Origin of the sequence: Paenibacillus sp. FSL R5-0636 (assembly GCF_037974255.1) — a bacterium.
Classification (GTDB): domain Bacteria; phylum Bacillota; class Bacilli; order Paenibacillales; family Paenibacillaceae; genus Paenibacillus_AQ; species Paenibacillus_AQ odorifer.
Genome location: NZ_CP150232.1, coordinates 2597859 through 2613111, shown reverse-complemented (window position 1 = coordinate 2613111; position 15253 = coordinate 2597859). Strand labels below are relative to the sequence as shown.

The 15253-nt window shown below is 44.4% G+C and carries 22 protein-coding genes; 1 reads left to right on the top strand and 21 read right to left on the bottom strand.

Annotated features, from left to right (window positions below; all coding sequences use genetic code 11):
• Positions 1–20: 20 nt before the first annotated feature.
• The 13 genes from MKX34_RS11465 to MKX34_RS11405 form a co-directional block, all read right to left on the bottom strand.
• Positions 21–431: a DUF2809 domain-containing protein gene (locus tag MKX34_RS11465; protein WP_076273054.1), complete on the bottom strand. Its 411-nt coding sequence runs from the start codon at positions 429–431 to the stop codon at positions 21–23.
• A gap of 9 nt (positions 432–440) precedes the next feature.
• Positions 441–866 (bottom strand): hypothetical protein, encoded by a 426-nt coding sequence (locus MKX34_RS11460; protein WP_076273055.1) that lies wholly within the window; start codon positions 864–866, stop codon positions 441–443.
• On the bottom strand, positions 863–1450 hold the full coding sequence (locus MKX34_RS11455) for a histidine phosphatase family protein (protein ID WP_076100752.1): 588 nt from the start codon (positions 1448–1450) through the stop codon (positions 863–865). The genes MKX34_RS11460 and MKX34_RS11455 overlap by 4 nt, the downstream gene beginning before the upstream one ends.
• Before the next feature lie 16 nt (positions 1451–1466).
• Entirely contained in the window at positions 1467–1940 is a 474-nt protein-coding gene (locus tag MKX34_RS11450; protein WP_036689829.1) for an NUDIX domain-containing protein, read from the bottom strand.
• Between the two features lie 30 nt (positions 1941–1970).
• Positions 1971–2420: a DUF4362 domain-containing protein gene (locus MKX34_RS11445; RefSeq protein ID WP_036689788.1), complete on the bottom strand. Its 450-nt coding sequence runs from the start codon at positions 2418–2420 to the stop codon at positions 1971–1973.
• A gap of 168 nt (positions 2421–2588) precedes the next feature.
• Positions 2589–2735, bottom strand: coding sequence for a hypothetical protein (locus MKX34_RS11440; RefSeq protein WP_155288116.1), 147 nt, complete (start codon positions 2733–2735; stop codon positions 2589–2591).
• A 49-nt stretch (positions 2736–2784) separates the two neighbouring features.
• Complete coding sequence (locus MKX34_RS11435; protein ID WP_036689786.1) at positions 2785–3261, bottom strand: DUF523 domain-containing protein; 477 nt, start codon at positions 3259–3261, stop codon at positions 2785–2787.
• Between the two features lie 146 nt (positions 3262–3407).
• Positions 3408–3974 (bottom strand): putative ABC transporter permease, encoded by a 567-nt coding sequence (locus tag MKX34_RS11430; RefSeq protein ID WP_076296316.1) that lies wholly within the window; start codon positions 3972–3974, stop codon positions 3408–3410.
• A gap of 164 nt (positions 3975–4138) precedes the next feature.
• Positions 4139–4318, bottom strand: a complete 180-nt coding sequence (locus tag MKX34_RS11425; RefSeq protein ID WP_038570027.1) for a hypothetical protein — start codon at positions 4316–4318, stop codon at positions 4139–4141.
• A gap of 166 nt (positions 4319–4484) precedes the next feature.
• The gene (locus MKX34_RS11420; protein WP_036689781.1) at positions 4485–4664 is read right to left on the bottom strand and encodes a hypothetical protein; all 180 of its coding nucleotides are present in this window, start codon (positions 4662–4664) and stop codon (positions 4485–4487) included.
• A gap of 94 nt (positions 4665–4758) precedes the next feature.
• Positions 4759–5445 carry an LrgB family protein gene (locus tag MKX34_RS11415; RefSeq protein ID WP_036689780.1) on the bottom strand — a complete coding sequence of 229 codons (687 nt, stop codon included), beginning with the start codon at positions 5443–5445 and terminating at the stop codon, positions 4759–4761.
• Positions 5445–5873 carry a CidA/LrgA family holin-like protein gene (locus tag MKX34_RS11410; protein ID WP_256716148.1) on the bottom strand — a complete coding sequence of 143 codons (429 nt, stop codon included), beginning with the start codon at positions 5871–5873 and terminating at the stop codon, positions 5445–5447. The genes MKX34_RS11415 and MKX34_RS11410 overlap by 1 nt, the downstream gene beginning before the upstream one ends.
• A 169-nt stretch (positions 5874–6042) precedes the next feature.
• Positions 6043–6717, bottom strand: coding sequence for an NAD(P)H-dependent oxidoreductase (locus tag MKX34_RS11405; protein WP_036689777.1), 675 nt, complete (start codon positions 6715–6717; stop codon positions 6043–6045).
• 150 nt (positions 6718–6867) lie between these two features.
• Here MKX34_RS11405 and MKX34_RS11400 point away from each other — a divergent pair, with 150 nt between their 5' ends.
• Entirely contained in the window at positions 6868–7260 is a 393-nt protein-coding gene (locus MKX34_RS11400; protein WP_036689775.1) for a helix-turn-helix domain-containing protein, read from the top strand.
• Between the two features lie 16 nt (positions 7261–7276).
• On the opposite strand, the gene MKX34_RS11395 is transcribed toward MKX34_RS11400, so the two are convergent.
• The 8 genes from MKX34_RS11395 to MKX34_RS11360 all read right to left on the bottom strand — a co-directional run bounded on the left by MKX34_RS11395 (position 7277) and on the right by MKX34_RS11360 (position 15231).
• Entirely contained in the window at positions 7277–7654 is a 378-nt protein-coding gene (locus MKX34_RS11395) for a YkvA family protein (protein ID WP_081383858.1), read from the bottom strand.
• A gap of 110 nt (positions 7655–7764) precedes the next feature.
• The gene (locus MKX34_RS11390; protein WP_076105390.1) at positions 7765–8403 is read right to left on the bottom strand and encodes a Vat family streptogramin A O-acetyltransferase; all 639 of its coding nucleotides are present in this window, start codon (positions 8401–8403) and stop codon (positions 7765–7767) included.
• Positions 8404–8562: 159 nt separating this feature from the next.
• Positions 8563–9837, bottom strand: coding sequence for an L-rhamnose isomerase (gene rhaA / locus MKX34_RS11385; RefSeq protein ID WP_076296315.1), 1275 nt, complete (start codon positions 9835–9837; stop codon positions 8563–8565).
• Between the two features lie 86 nt (positions 9838–9923).
• On the bottom strand, positions 9924–11414 hold the full coding sequence (gene rhaB / locus MKX34_RS11380; protein WP_256717600.1) for a rhamnulokinase: 1491 nt from the start codon (positions 11412–11414) through the stop codon (positions 9924–9926).
• A gap of 26 nt (positions 11415–11440) precedes the next feature.
• The gene (locus MKX34_RS11375; protein ID WP_038570021.1) at positions 11441–12169 is read right to left on the bottom strand and encodes a lactate utilization protein; all 729 of its coding nucleotides are present in this window, start codon (positions 12167–12169) and stop codon (positions 11441–11443) included.
• Entirely contained in the window at positions 12162–13721 is a 1560-nt protein-coding gene (locus MKX34_RS11370) for a LutB/LldF family L-lactate oxidation iron-sulfur protein (RefSeq protein WP_076296314.1), read from the bottom strand. Before MKX34_RS11370 ends, MKX34_RS11375 begins: the two co-directional genes overlap by 8 nt.
• Positions 13718–14446: a (Fe-S)-binding protein gene (locus MKX34_RS11365; protein WP_036689769.1), complete on the bottom strand. Its 729-nt coding sequence runs from the start codon at positions 14444–14446 to the stop codon at positions 13718–13720. The genes MKX34_RS11370 and MKX34_RS11365 overlap by 4 nt, the downstream gene beginning before the upstream one ends.
• A gap of 26 nt (positions 14447–14472) precedes the next feature.
• On the bottom strand, positions 14473–15231 hold the full coding sequence (locus tag MKX34_RS11360; RefSeq protein ID WP_036689767.1) for a DeoR/GlpR family DNA-binding transcription regulator: 759 nt from the start codon (positions 15229–15231) through the stop codon (positions 14473–14475).
• Positions 15232–15253 lie beyond the last annotated feature (22 nt).

Below are 15253 nucleotides of genomic sequence, written 5' to 3'. Positions count from 1 at the left end.
AGGTTCCTCTCCAATAAACACTATTTATCATTTCGGTGCACCTTTTGGTGAAAGTATTGATCCAATCCATAACAAAGGGTAATGCCAACCAAATATCTAACGAGGTCGATCCATAGGAATCCTTTTCCGAGAATTAGACCACCCAATACTGTAGATCGGATGCTGTTGATCCACTCCGCTTGATACAGCTGGCTAAATTCTATGCCGAAGCTAAACACCAAACTCCATACAAAGGCGAGCCTTAGCTTTTGATTTACCAGTAGGACCCGAAACATAAAATAAACCATACTGCCCCAAAGCGCATCTCCGAAATGTCTAGATATAAACAAAGGCAGCTGATCCGAGAATACTCTAGTACTTAACCCCAATACAATAACAACGAGACTGATACAAATATAAAAAAGTTTTTCTTTCAGATCATTGATCCTCATTTCCAACCTCTATCCAGCGTCTGACTTAAAAGTGATGCTTGCGATAATACTAATCATTGCGATATAAAACGGATAAATAATCATGGCCCCTATTATGATCAGTCCTGTTACCGGTGCAGGTTTATCTACAGGTTCTGTGATTGGGAACCAGGTTGCGAATAAACTAATGAACAGAATCAAATAGGGAAACCATAGGATCGTAGTGAAATACATGGATTTTTTTCCGCTCAAATATTTTTTTGTAAGCCAAATAAATACCATAGAAGATAATAAAAATAACACAAGCTTGATGATAAACAGCAAGGTATCCACTTTACCCAACTCCAAGCCGGAAATTCTGCTGATTCGATAAATATTCAATGGCAGCTCTATTACAACAAATAACATAAAGGCATAAAGTACGCTTAGTGCATTCAACTTTATGAAATATTTCATCTGTTCAGCACTTCGGAGTCCCACAGCCGCTCCACATGGGTAAGCTCCAATTCTTCAAATTCCAGCTTATAAATATCCGGCTTGGACGTCTGTTCAAAGAACTCATATCCATACTTCTTATCGAAGTAATTCAGGATAATGGTCATGATATTCCCGTGCGTACCTAAAGCGATTTTGCCGCCTTTATGCTGTTTAATTAATTGCTTGATAACAGGAATTGCACGCTCTTGTGCTTCCTGAGTACTCTCTCCATCCGGCATTTTATAATATTTGTCGCTGAATGATGTCCGAATGCCCTGCAGAAAGTCATCTTCACTAATTTCAATCTCGACACTTCCGATTGCTCGTTCTCTGAGTTCTTCATACAGTTCAATCTCTTGGTTCGAAGCTTCTGCCAAATACTTGATCGTCTCTACGGCTCGTCTATATGGACTGGAGACAAAATGTGTAATTTTCTCCTCCGCCAAAAGCTCTTTGATTCTATAAGCGTCTGCGTGCCCTTTTTCGGATAATCCCCGTTCCCGCTCATTCCCTAATACAAAAGGTGACACTGCATGTCTAACCATATAAATGTAGGTCTTCATGAGGCACTCCTCTCAGTCACTCAAATATCGTTGCAGTCTTCTCTCGGTCTTTTATAAAAATCTCTCTAGGATATAGAATTGCAATCTCTGGCAGCTCGTTCTCTTTGAAAAATTTAAATTCTTCGATCTCCCCATCTATAGCTCTAAGCGTTCCTCTGATGATAGAGCACTCAAATACAATAACCGTATATTCTACCTGATCGCCATTACTATATTCGTATCTATATTTCGCTCCACCAAAAACACCTAAAATAGACGTAGGATGAACCATCAACCCTGTCTCTTCATATACCTCTCTGCGTAAGGTTCTTCCAGGACGCTCCCCTGGCTCAATCGCTCCCGCAGGCAATCCCCACAAAGATTCTCCTGGCTTGCGGATGAACAGAATCTCATCCTCTTTATTTCTTATTACTGCAGCTACGGAAGGCATCATTAATAATTCTGAGCCCACTTTCCCACGAATTCCTTGATAGTACTCAGACATCGGCATATTGTTCATCCATCCTCTCCGTAAATGGGTTTATAATCTTTCTTTTAAAAAGCTGATCACATTTATTTTCTCACCGTCTGGCTGAACATTACATTGGGATAACTCGACATTAAACCGCTCACCTGTCTCTATTAGTTCAATCGCCTTGCATACATATTCGATCTTCCCAGGACTATTACTCCATGCATCTCTTGTATCATCCTTTACCCAATGAAGCTCTTTACCATTAGAATAGAAATCATGAATTAACCGTCCACTATCCGTGGTTGGCTCAATCAACATCAGGTTATCCCCTTTACCTTCACTAAACCTTTGAACCGTTTCTTTTATCCTGTTTAAATCTTTTTGATCAAAATGTATTAAAATATCATCATGTTTAGACTCATCTGAGCCTGGCTTACCTAGATCGGCCGCCAAAACGCCTACAAGCACAGCAATCATAAACAACTGAACAATGATTATCCATGTTCTAAATTTCATAGTTCCCCCTAATTTCTTTCCTTGGACTTCCCAAAAACCCACTATATGTATATTAGACATCACTATGAAGGAATCCTTTAGATTTCACAATATGCATAGCCAGGGACAAAAAAAGCTTCCGAACTCAAAAAATCCTGAGCTCCGGAAGCAGTTACAATGAGGTGAGACTTAGTGTTTACCTTTTGTGCCAGCAAGCTGTACGATCATAATGACAAGAACGAGCAAAGCAATGAGCTGATCAATACTCATCTGCGTCCGCCTCCTATCCCAAATGAAGGATGGCTCATCGGACGGCATTTCCTCTCCCAAGGACACTGCTTCGTTCCCCTTATACACACTATGTATCCTGCAACCTATTTATTACTTAAAGAATAACCTGCCCGTCCATACGTGCGAGTTCCTGCTCGACTTCGTCCAGCTGATCTTCGCCAAATACTTTAAACCCATTTTTCCTCAACAGCTCCGTAGTGGTGCCCTCTCCCGGTGCTTTCGTATCTTTAAAGGTTCCATCATAAATATACAGGCTTCCGCATGAAGGACTGTCTTGTTTTAAAATAGCTAATGCAACCTGATGCTCCCTAGCCAGCTTTAGTGTGGCTTGAGCCCCCTTCATAAATGGCTCGGTAACATCCGTGCCTGCCCCCGTCACTACCCGATCTCCTTGCCGCTGTGCGTCAGGACGAGGGGTTGGCAAACCGCCCACTACCTCTGGACAAATATGGACAAAACGCCCTTCCTCATACCACTTTAGGAATCGGGCATCGAGACACGGAACATCGCCATTATCATAACGTACTTTATGCCCTAACAGACATGCGCTCACTAGAATCTTCCCTGTCATCGTTATCGCCACCAGTCCGTCTAGTATTTAATATATTGCTATATTATTTATGACTAGAAACGGATATGCAATATCGAAATGCCTGTCCACGAAATGTTTGTGCTTGATACACAAAAGAAGACTCATTGTATACATATAGGAAACCATTATTTCTGATATTGAGGGGTTTTCTCCATCCGATACCGGCTCCAGCAGGTCCATAATAAATCCGCCATAAAGTAGAACCCCACGATCGGAAGCACGAATTTCCAAATAGGCTGAACACCCGAATATAAAAGCTCCATAAGCGGCTGAATTACATACACACTAGCTACTGAAAGCCCCCACCAATATAGAGAAAAACGCAGGCAAATATGCCCTTGCAGTTGATAAGACATTCCTGAGTAATCCCACCATTGCTTATGGAATACCGTTTTTAACAGCCAACCGCTTATAAATTCAACAGCAGAAGGAATGATTAGCGCAAGAAATAGGAAAAGCGGAAGTGGCAGCATCAAATCTCTAGCAATCAATAGCAATAGTGGAGCAAAGCCATACATCGGCTTAAATGGACCTTTTAGAAATCCTTCTTTGCGAAAGCTTCCATTACTGTATAGATTATAGGTCCCTTCCAATACCCAGCCTAAAAAGGAATAGACCATAAAATAAAAAAAGTATTGGCCCACCACAGTAACTGCTATATCTCCACTTAACGAAAATATAGGAATAATCATGACCTAATCCCGCCTCTCGTTGTCATTATTTTCTTAGTTGCCCATCCGGCCCTATTATGTCTTGATCGTTCAGGAAATATGCGCACAAAAAAGACATAACCCAAAAGGTTATGCCTTCATTCCAGAATTCCAGGAGTAAAAGTCTCCCACTCGTTACTTTCTAATTATTTATGCTCTTCTTCATGAGGTGTCGTCAGCAACTGATCGTCGTTTTGTTTCTTCAGTGCATCCATCTTAAGCTCACTGCGTACGCCAAAGTTTGAACCGTACTTTTTCTCAAAGTTTCCTGCGAGAGCCTCACCACGTTTTTGCCGGTAACGGCTGTTCTCATTTCGACTACGCATTCCATTTCCTCCCCATTGGCAAAGATCTGTGAAATTTGCGAAAAGCTAAGACGAACTTGGAGAAAACACTCTGATGAGGTTGTACTTTTATTTATTATACAATACTTACTACAATCATCAACAAAAACAGACTGTCCCCTAAAGGACAGCCTGTCTTCCGAATCATTTACTCCAAATTATCGGGAAGCGGATCTGGGTGTGAGGATTCAGCAGGTTTGGCTACCCACTCATCTGCCTCTGGCTCGATGTCTACACCGTTCTCCATCTTCTTAATTTCAGCTAATGAATCGCCTTCTTTATTTTCCTTGTTGCGGATTTCCGCTTCATCTTGTGTGTGATCGGACATGTGAAATCCTCCTCAGGTGCTTTGCTTTTTTTGTTCCTTAGTTATAGTTACCCGATGGAGTGTTTTGCAAACATAGTCCAATTAAAAGAATAATTTAAGGGTACATCATCCACGCTACAAGTGGGCCGATACAAGAGCCAACTATGGCGCAAACAGTCATTGCAACCGAGCTCATCGAAACGGATTGTTCACCATATTCCAAGGCCTTTGCTGTTCCTAGAGCATGAGAAGCGGTTCCTAGACCAATTCCGATTCCAACCTCACTACGAATTCTAAACAGCTTGATGATAAAAGGTCCGCCAATCGCACCAGTAAATCCAGCAATCATAACAAATACGGAGGTTAAAGAAGAGTCCCCACCTAAGCTGTTCGAGATCTGTATCGCTACAGGTGTAGTGATCGATTTAGGTAATAAAGATAAAACATATAATTTAGAGAAGCCTAGACCTGCCGCCAAAAGCAGTCCACTAAACATCCCTATAAGCAGTCCCACAATCGCTCCGCCCAGAATCGCCGGGAGATTCTCAATCAACACATTACGTTGTTTATATAATGGGTAGGCTAACGAGACTACAGCAGGACCGAGCAGCTGATTAATCCATTGGCCGCCTATCATATATGTATCATACGGAATATGAAAATATAGCAGTAAAGTTACAACAATCACTGTTGCTGTAAGCGCGGGAATAAGTACAGGAATACGAAATCGTCTATATACTACTGACATCATCAAATAAATAGCTACGTTAAGAAGTACAATACCTGTTGCGATAAAAAACATTATATTTCCTTCCCCTTTTCGCTTAGTCTCTTGCCGCTCCAACCCGCTTTCAGTTTGTTGTTTACACTAGTAAGCCATTGGCTAGAATGTGCAGCTGCGGCAATCGTGAGAACACTGCTAACGATAAGGATTAGGATTAATAGTAAACCTCTACCACTAAAGATATCCATATGATTCACGATCCCAGCTGTCGCTGGAATAAAAAATAACGGAAGATAAGCTAATATCGTTGTTGCACCCTCTTCAATCCACTTCACAGGCACGACCCTGAATAGCAATAGAACAAAAAGTAACAGTAATCCTACGATACTCCCGGACACGGGGAGATGCAGTTGCTTTTGCAGATAGTCCCCAGCCAAGTAGAACAAATATAGCAGGAACACTTGGATAATAATGCGAATGATTTTCATGATGCAGGATCCCTTCATTATTAAGTTAAAGCGATAGCGCTAATATTGAGTCACCTTCATAAGGGTATCAGAGTTTTCATGAAACTTTCAATTACTTTTTGAATCTTATAAGAAATATCGCAAAAAAACCTGCAAAATCCCCAGAATACAGAGACTTTACAGGCTCAAAGATTAAAATTCAATTTCGTTAAACCCACTGAATTACTTGCTCTGCACCTTGACGCGTCTTACCACGTGGTTCATTCAGGCGATATCCGAAAGCTGCCATACAAGAGATTCCAAAATGCTCAGCGTCCATAATACCTTCTTCTGCCAATATCTGCTCAACCTTTGCTTTATCGAAACCTTCTATTGGGCAGGAGTCGATCCCAATTAACGCAGCTGATGTCAGCATATTCCCAAGTGCCAGATAAGTCTGCCGGCAGCTCCATTCGAACATCGCCCGCTCATTCGCCATCAGTCCGAAATCAACCTTCAAGAACTTATCAAAAACTTTACGTTTTCCTTCCATTACTTGCGGAGGCAACTCCTGCACATTCTCCATGATCCCTTTAATATAATCGGAGTCAGCAGCCATATCTTTAGGAAGACGTGAGAGAATAAGCACAAAATGGCTTGCGGTTGCCAATTGCTTTTGTGCTCCCCAGGCATTAGGACGTAATTTCTCACGTACTTCCGGACTTTGCACTACCACAAAACGCCAAGGCTCGAATCCGAATGAACTTGGTGACAATCGTCCAGTTTCCAATATAAATTGAAAGTCCGATTCACTAATTTTTTTATGGCTATCGAATTCTTTAGTTGCATGTCTGAACTGATATGCAGACAGGATTTCATTCTTGTTTAACGATAAAGTATCCATGAGTAACACTCCCTTTACTTGATTAGAATCGACGGGCATTTGACTGTTTGCCGATCACATGCTTAATATTAGTATATATATCACTTCTTTAAAAGTACGCACAATAATGTTATGTAGTATACAAAATGATACCATGGGAGTTGAACAGCTATGCGTGACCGAAAAGGTGGCTTCGGAAATTTCCCGGAAAGCAATAAAGAAGCTTGCCCTGTAGAATTCACACTGGACGTTATAGGAGGCAAATGGAAAGGAATTCTCATCTATCACTTGATTGATGGCACGAAACGTTTTAACGAATTCCGCCGGATCTGCCCGGGAATTACCCAACGTATGCTGACCCTGCAACTAAGAGAGTTGGAAGAGGATGGGGTTGTACACCGTGAGGTCTACCATCAGGTTCCCCCAAAAGTCGAATACTCTTTAACTGAATTCGGCAAGACACTGATTCCTATTATTAAACTCATGAAAGATTGGGGCGAGGTGTACAAAACAAAACAGCTTTCCGCAGAAAGCTGTCCTGAAAGTACAGATATAACGGTGTAGCTTAATGCTGCACCTTTTATTTTTCCCCATTAAAAAACGCTTCCGCCTTTTCCTTATGTTCGTTGGTTACCTGACCGGATATCGCTTTAATGCCTGCTGCGATAATCGCTGCATCATCTGTAAATCCAAGGCCTAGAATCGCATCGGGTATAGCATCTATAGGAGAAATAAAATAAGCCAATGCACCGAAAGCAATTCCTTTCGCCCATAAAGGTGTCTTAGCGTCGACGGCACAATAATACATCGCGATAGCATCTTTAGTAAATGGAATTTTGCCTGCAAACTTTTTAGTTTTCGTCCAAAAATTTTGCGTTACCATTTCCTCATTTTCTTTGCTATATGGAAATTTCTCTGCAGTGAGCTCCATGCTATTCTTGACCTTATCTTTCTTCATTGCCGGTTCCCTCCGAAAGGTTCATATGACGTACATACCTAAAGTATTCCCTCAATTGAGGTTTATATCTTTAAGATAAACTAAAGTCCGTATCCTGAACCTACTTACGATTAATCGATTGCTTTGATTTTCGTTAAATCGCTGCTGCATAACACTTCAAGATTATTAAAGATTCGCTCTGCATCCCAATCCCACCACTTCAGCGCTTCAAGATATTCGATCATTTCATCATCAAAACGTTGTCTAATCACTTTGCAGGGATTTCCTCCAGCTACACTATACGCCGGGATATCCTTTACAACTGTAGAATTGGCTGCGATAACTGCTCCGTTTCCAATATGCACACCTGGCATAATCGTAACATTTTGTCCAATCCAAACATCGTTTCCGATGACTGTATCACCTTTTAGCGGCAGATCTTTTAAATCCGGGACCGCCTGTTCCCAGCCATTTGCCATGATATTAAACGGATAGGTCGAAACCGAATTCATCCGGTGGTTGGCACCATTCATAACAAATTTAATGCCTTTGGCAATCGCGCAGAATTTTCCAATAATAAGCTTGTCGCCAATAAAATCATAATGATGAGTCACACGTTCCTCAAACTTCTCTGCACCGTTTATATCATCATAATAGGTATAATCGCCAACAATGATATTGTCTCTTGTAATCGCATTTTTTATATAGCAGATACTTTTAATTTGTTCATTGGGATAGAGCGTATTCGGGTTCGGTCCATATTGTTTCATAGTTTACGCCTCGCTCTCTTTTGGATAAAACATAGCAGAGATCAGAGCTGAATTCAAATAATGTACGATTTATAAACAAAAAAAGCGGCCACCTGCTGGTAACCGCCTATCTATTATCTACTTATATTGTCAAAGCTCGTTCTGCTTCTACTTCCACCTCTATCTTTTCGATAAAACCTCTGCCTCATACTGTTTTACTTCATTTAGCCAGCTTTCCCGGACCGGTACGCCATTCTTCGCACAATAATAATCCCAAATGGCTCCAAACGGATACGATTTAAATTCCTCGACCAAGGCAAGTCTTGAAGTGTAATCTCCATCCAGCTCAATTTGCTTCAATTGCTCGATTGGCTCCAGCATGGCACGAAGCAAAGCTTTTAATGTATTTCGTGTTCCGATCACCCAAGCAGCAACATGATTGATGCTTCCGTCAAAAAAATCTAACCCAATATGCGTCCTGTCCAGAAACTGGCCACGAACCAGTTCACGGGCAATCTCGAGCAGCTCATCGTCCATAGTTACCACATGATCACTATCCCAGCGTACTGGACGGCTAACATGCAACAGCAATTGATCCCCAAACAGCAGCCAGGAAGACAGCTTATTCGAAATCGTCTCGGTTGGATGGAAATGCCCAGCATCGAAGCACACCGCCTTGCCCCGGCTTAGCGCATAACCCATATAGAATTCATGTGAGCCAACCACGTAACTTTCCGAACCAATACCAAACAGCTTACTTTCTACAGCATCAATGTTATATTGCTGATCGATTTCCTCGCTGAAGATTTCATCGAGTGACTGCTGAAGCCGTACCCTTGGTGACAAACGGTCGATCGGCGTATCTTTATAACCATCTGGAACCCAAAAATTAGTCACACAAGGCTGACCTAATGCCTGGCCAAAGGACTCGGCGATTCGACGTGAGGCCTTGCAATGAGCGATCCAGAAGTTGCGGATTTCAGGATCTGGGTGGCTCAGTGTGAAGCCATCGTTTGCTTTTTCATGAGAAAAACAGGTAGGATTGAAATCCAATCCGAGTCCCTGCTCTTTGGCCCAGCTCACCCATCGCTCAAAATGCTTAGGCTCTAAAGCATCGAGATCTACAGTCTCTTCTGTATCCGCATAAATAGCATGTAAATTTATTTTATGTTGGCCTGGGATGAGTGCAAGGGCCTGTTCCAAATCACGGCGCAGCTCCTCCGGATTCCCGGCCCTCCCCGGGTAACTTCCAGTGACTGCGATCCCGCCGCTCAGTTCTTTTTCCTTATTCAAAAATCCCTTCACATCATCACCTTGCCAACAATGCAAAGAAATCTTAATTTCCGCTAGCTGCTGCAACACCTTATCTACGTCGATCCCATGCTGTGCGTAAAGCTTTTTCGCTTCATTGTAGCTGTTCTGAATGCTCTGTAAGCTCTCTTTACTCTGCTCCATGATTGAGCCTCCTGATTTTTAGCTTAGTGTGTTTTAGGTGAGGCACTTTTGCCTCTCTTTGGCTCGCGTGCCTCTTAACTTAGCTACTAATTAACGGCCTGCAGCCGGGCGAACTGTGCCAAAGCCGCCTTTTTGGTCGTGGGGTCCATCCCCTTCGGTATATAAGATGTAACTTGGAATGAACGACTTATAATTTCTCTCGCCTCTTGAAGATCATTTACAGCACCCGTGCTGATCATCTGCACCACTAGATTGCCTAAAGCCGTAGATTCCGTTGGTCCGGCGTGAATTTCCATCTCCAGCAGATCTGCCGTAATCTGGCACAACAGACCGTTATTCGCACCTCCGCCAACGATATGCAGCCTCTCTAAGTTGTCACCCGTCAATTGCTGGAGATCCTGAATGTAGAAATAATAAGATAAAGCAAGACTATCAAATACACATCGAGCCATTTCCCCAGGCGTTTGAGGAACCAACTGTCCTGCTTCCACACAATAGCTCCGGATCTCGTCAATCATGCTCTGTGGATTCATGAATCGTTCATCATTGCAATAAATGATTGATCTAAAAGGGATTTCTTGTGCTGCCAGCTCTACCAGCTCGCCGAAGCTGTATTGTCCGCCGTACTCCTCACGAACCTTTTGAATCAACCACATGCCCATAATATTCTTAAGAAACCGGAATGAGTCGTAGGCTCCCCATTCATTCGTATAGTTGCGTAACATTGCCTCTGGACTTGTGATGGCTGAACCCCGTTCCACCCCGATGAGTGACCAAGTACCACTACTGAGAAATCCCCAGTTCTCGCTGTTTGCCGGAACCCCTAATACAGCTGATGCTGTATCATGAGAGGCTACTGCTATGAACTCGCAATCTGGAAGATCACCGCGAGCCGCCAAGTCCTCCGTCAACCTCCCAACGGGTTCCCCAGGTTCTGTTAAGGGAGGGAATTGCTCTTTTGAAAGACCAAGCACCGACAGAAGATCCTCATCGTAATCACGAGTGTGAAGATTCAGCATCCCAGAGGTGGAACCTATCGTCACTTCACTAATCTTGCGACCCGTAAGCCGATAATAAAGATAATCAGGGACCAGCAGGATGGAATGTGCTGCTTCCAGCTCTGCCTGATCATGCACAAACAGCTGATACAATGTATTAATCGGGAGATATTGTATCCCCACCTTTCCGTAAACGCTTTCAGTCGAGATCTTGCGATGCAGCCTCTCTATCGCGCCATCCGTTCGGGAGTCACGATAAGAAAAAACTTCATGAATCCGCTCTCCCTCCTGATCGAGAAGTACATAATCGACACCCCAAGTATCGATGCCCACAGTGCAGCGCTCGATCCCTCTAGCCTTGGCCTGCTGTAAGCCCTTGACGATTTCAGCAACTAAATAATCTATATCCCAATAAAGATTACCATTTTGTTCAGCGAATCCATTACTGAAGCGATGAATTTCTTCTATAGACAGGGTTCCTCCCGGTTGCTGCAAGGTTCCGCAGACCACTCTCCCACTAGAGGCTCCGATATCAACAGCGATATGATTTCGAATTTGATTATGAGCTTGTGTATTCATCCCTATACAACACTCCTTATCTCCTATCAGCCTACTAGCAAAGCGAATACGATTCCTGGACCATGCACGCCTATCGTCAGATCATTCTCAATATCCGCTGAACGACTAGGTCCGGAGATAAAATGAATGCCCGCCGGCAGCCCCGATGGCCCAGCTTCATCAAAATCAATAAGCACCTCACCGAGACGAGTCTTCAGCCGCTCCAATGGAACGATGGCAATTAATGCGGTAGGCAATAAGCTGACTGAACGGCCTTTATTCTCAGAGGACAGCACAGAAATGGAGCCTGTATAAGCAACTGCATAATCCGCAATCACAATTCCAATATCAGCCTCTGCCGCCCTAGCTTTCCATGCCTCCTGATCATCCGTATTCCAGACAGACACCCGTGTATCTGTGAGTTCCTCCTCTAGTCGAAGTACTGCTAGCTCGGTGACATTTTGCCGGAGAATATATCGTGCGAGCATCTCATTGACTTTGCTGACGATGAAAGCCTTGGCTTCATCCATATCCTGCACACGAAATACATGACCACCGGCGCTTTGAAAATTCGCCGTAAATTGTTCAATCCTTTCCTCCGGACTCCACTGGAATTGCTGCCAGTACTGCGGTGCGCCGCGAAAAGGATGTGCAGGAGCTTCAGTAATTCTCGGCCGCTTCAGGCGGCGAGCGATATCATTCATGAATGCCTGCTGCTGTTCACGTGAATCCTGCTCCATACGTTCCAACCAGTTACTGTGCGTCTCTTCAGTCATGCCCGGCCCCTCCTTCCAGCTCTTCCCGCTTCCGCTTCCGCTTCGCTAGTAAATCTTCCATTCGCTTCTGTATCACAGGGTCCATTTCGCGACTGTTCTTATCTAGCTCCTGTTGCAGCCCCTTCCAGCTCTCACGGAAGGATTGATCTGCCAGCTTCGGGGCGATCCGATAATTGTTCCAGCCTTTCAGCGGGCCCAGTTTCGACGGAATTCCTCCGTCTCGTACGAGCAGCTTTTGCCCGATTCTACCTACCTTCATCACATTACTAAATCGCTGTGACTTCGCCATGATCGCCCCAAAACCCTTCATGCCGAGACCTTCTGCCTTATCCCCATAACCACGTTCTACCTTCCGCCGCCGTAAATAGATGAGCATATCATGCAGAGGGATTTTGACCGGACAGGCTTCATAACATGCTCCGCACAGGCTAGAGGCTGAGGCGATGTCATCCCATTGATCTACATTTTTATTCAACGCCGGAGTCAACACCGCTCCTATAGGTCCGCTATACGTTCCTCCATATGCATGACCGCCAATATGACGGTAGACAGGACAAGCATTCAGACAAGCTCCACAGCGGATGCAGTTCAGCAGCTCCTGAAACTCAGGATCGCCTAGCTGCTCAGATCGACCATTATCAAGAATAATAATATGTTGCTCTTCCGGCCCATCACCGTCATTATCCCTGCGGGGACCAGAAATACCCGACATATATACCGTTAACTTCTGCCCTGTTGCCGAACGAGGCAATAATGTAGCCATCACTTCAAGATCACTCCACGAAGGAATAATCCGCTCCATCCCCATCAGGGTAATTTGCGTTTTCGGTAAAGTGGTGACCATACGAGCGTTACCTTCATTCTCGAACAGCACCATCGAACCCGTCTCTGCAATAGCAAAGTTACAGCCAGTCATTCCGATATCCGCATCAAGGAACTTCTCTCTCAGCTTACGCCTTACAAATCCAGCAAGGATAGTAGTTTCGGGCAAAAGCTCCTCTCCTGCCTCTTTGGACAACAGCTCGGCAATCTGGTAGCGGTTCTTATGAATCGCCGGAATAATGATATGTGACGGGGTTTCCCCGGCAAGCTGGATAATATACTCCCCCAGATCCGTCTCTATGGTCTCCACACCAATGGATTCCAGCGCCTTATTTAAATGCAGCTCCTCTGTAACCATTGATTTGGATTTGACCACAGAAGCTGCCTGTTTTCGCTGCGCGATTTCAAGGGCAATCTTCACAGCCTCTTCACCCGTTGCTGCAAAATGAATATGTGTGCCGTTTGCTCTTGCCTTGTCTGCAAAAAGGTTCAGATAGTAATCAAGATGGGCGATCGTGTGTAGACGGATTTGCCGCCCACGTTCACGCCACTCTTCCCAGTGGCCATGATCGTTAGCTGCTTTTTGTTTTCCATCACGCAGTCTCTCCGTGGTAAAACGAACAGCCTTGCGTAAAAAGTCATTATTTAGTGCCAAGTCTGCACGTTCTTTTACTGTAGCTGGCTTTCCATTCTCTGAACCCGCCTTGGGATTGGTGGTAGCTTGGCTCATTTATCAGTCACCCCCTCATACAGCAGTTCTGCTAAATGCATAACTCGAACGGGTTCGCGGCGGTAACGCAGATTCCCGGCAATATTCATCAGACAACCCATATCCAGACCCGTTAGGATTTCTGCTTCTGTCTCCAGCACATGATCTGATTTCTCAGTGACCATCGCCCCGGAGATATCAGACATTTTCACGGCAAAGGTTCCACCGAACCCACAGCAGTCCTCAGCAAAAGGCAGTGGCACCAGCTCCATCGCCTTCACATTTTGCATAAGCTGCATAGGTTCGTCGCGAATCCCTAGAATCCTTGTGCCATGACAGGAAGGATGATAGGTAACCTTATGCGGAAAGACTGCTCCTAGATCAGTTACGCCAAGTACCTGCACCATAAACTGGCTAAATTCATAGGATTTGCGTTGCAAATTCTGCGCCTTGACCAGATTAACCGGATCATCCTGAAACAGCTTAGGGTAATGATGAAGCATCCCCGTACAGGATCCGGAAGGTGCAATGACAAAATCACTGTCATCAAAAGCCTGTAGAATCGTAAGTGCAGCTTGCCGCGCTTCATTCCAATATCCACTGTTGTACGCAGGCTGTCCGCAGCAAGTCTGCACCTCCGGAAACTCCAGCTGTACGCCATACCTGGCTAGCAGACGAGCCATGGCTTCCCCGACCTTCGGGAACACGGCATCGCTGACGCAAGTTATAAACATCGATACCTTCATGCCTTCACCTCCTGCACAACTATTTACTACACTGTCGTTATTGCGATGTTCAGCTTCTGCAACTGCTTCATTTGTTCTTCAACAGGGCTGTAATCCGTTATTAGGACATCCACATCACTAGGTGCCGCAAAATGTGTGAACGCTTGTATTCCAAATTTACTGGAATCACATAATAAGATCACTTGCTCCGCTATAGAAATCATCTTTCGTTTCACCATAGCTTGCAGCTCATTTGATTCACTAGCGCCACGTTCGAGATGAAATCCTTTGCAGGAAAAAAACATCTTATCCACGTGATACAATTCAAGCGAACGTTCTGCTAAATGACCAACATAGGACATTGATCTGCGGCTCAGCTGTCCGCCTGTAGAAAAGACCTCGATCCGCTCCTTCCCGCTTAACTCTGCTGCCACTCTAGTAGAATTGGTCAACACAGTAAGCGGCATATCCGGCAAATGCGAAGCCATATACCAAGCCGTTGTACTGGCATCCAGCAGAATTCGATCGCCCGGCTTAATCATCATTACCGCCTCACGGGCAATCCGCTGTTTCTCCGCTGCATTCATGATTTCTCGTTCGGCATAAGGGGTCTCCGGTTGCCGGTCACGCAGGCTAACTGCTCCGCCATGCGAACGCAGCAACCGCCCCGCTTTTTCCAATCGATCCAGATCGCGGCGAATGGTTTCTTCCGTCACTTGGCATAATGTACTCAATTCTGAGACACGGATGCTGCCGCGTTCATTCACTAGTTCTACGATTCGTTCATATCTGTCTGCAATCAGCATGATTTTCCTCCGTTATCCCTAT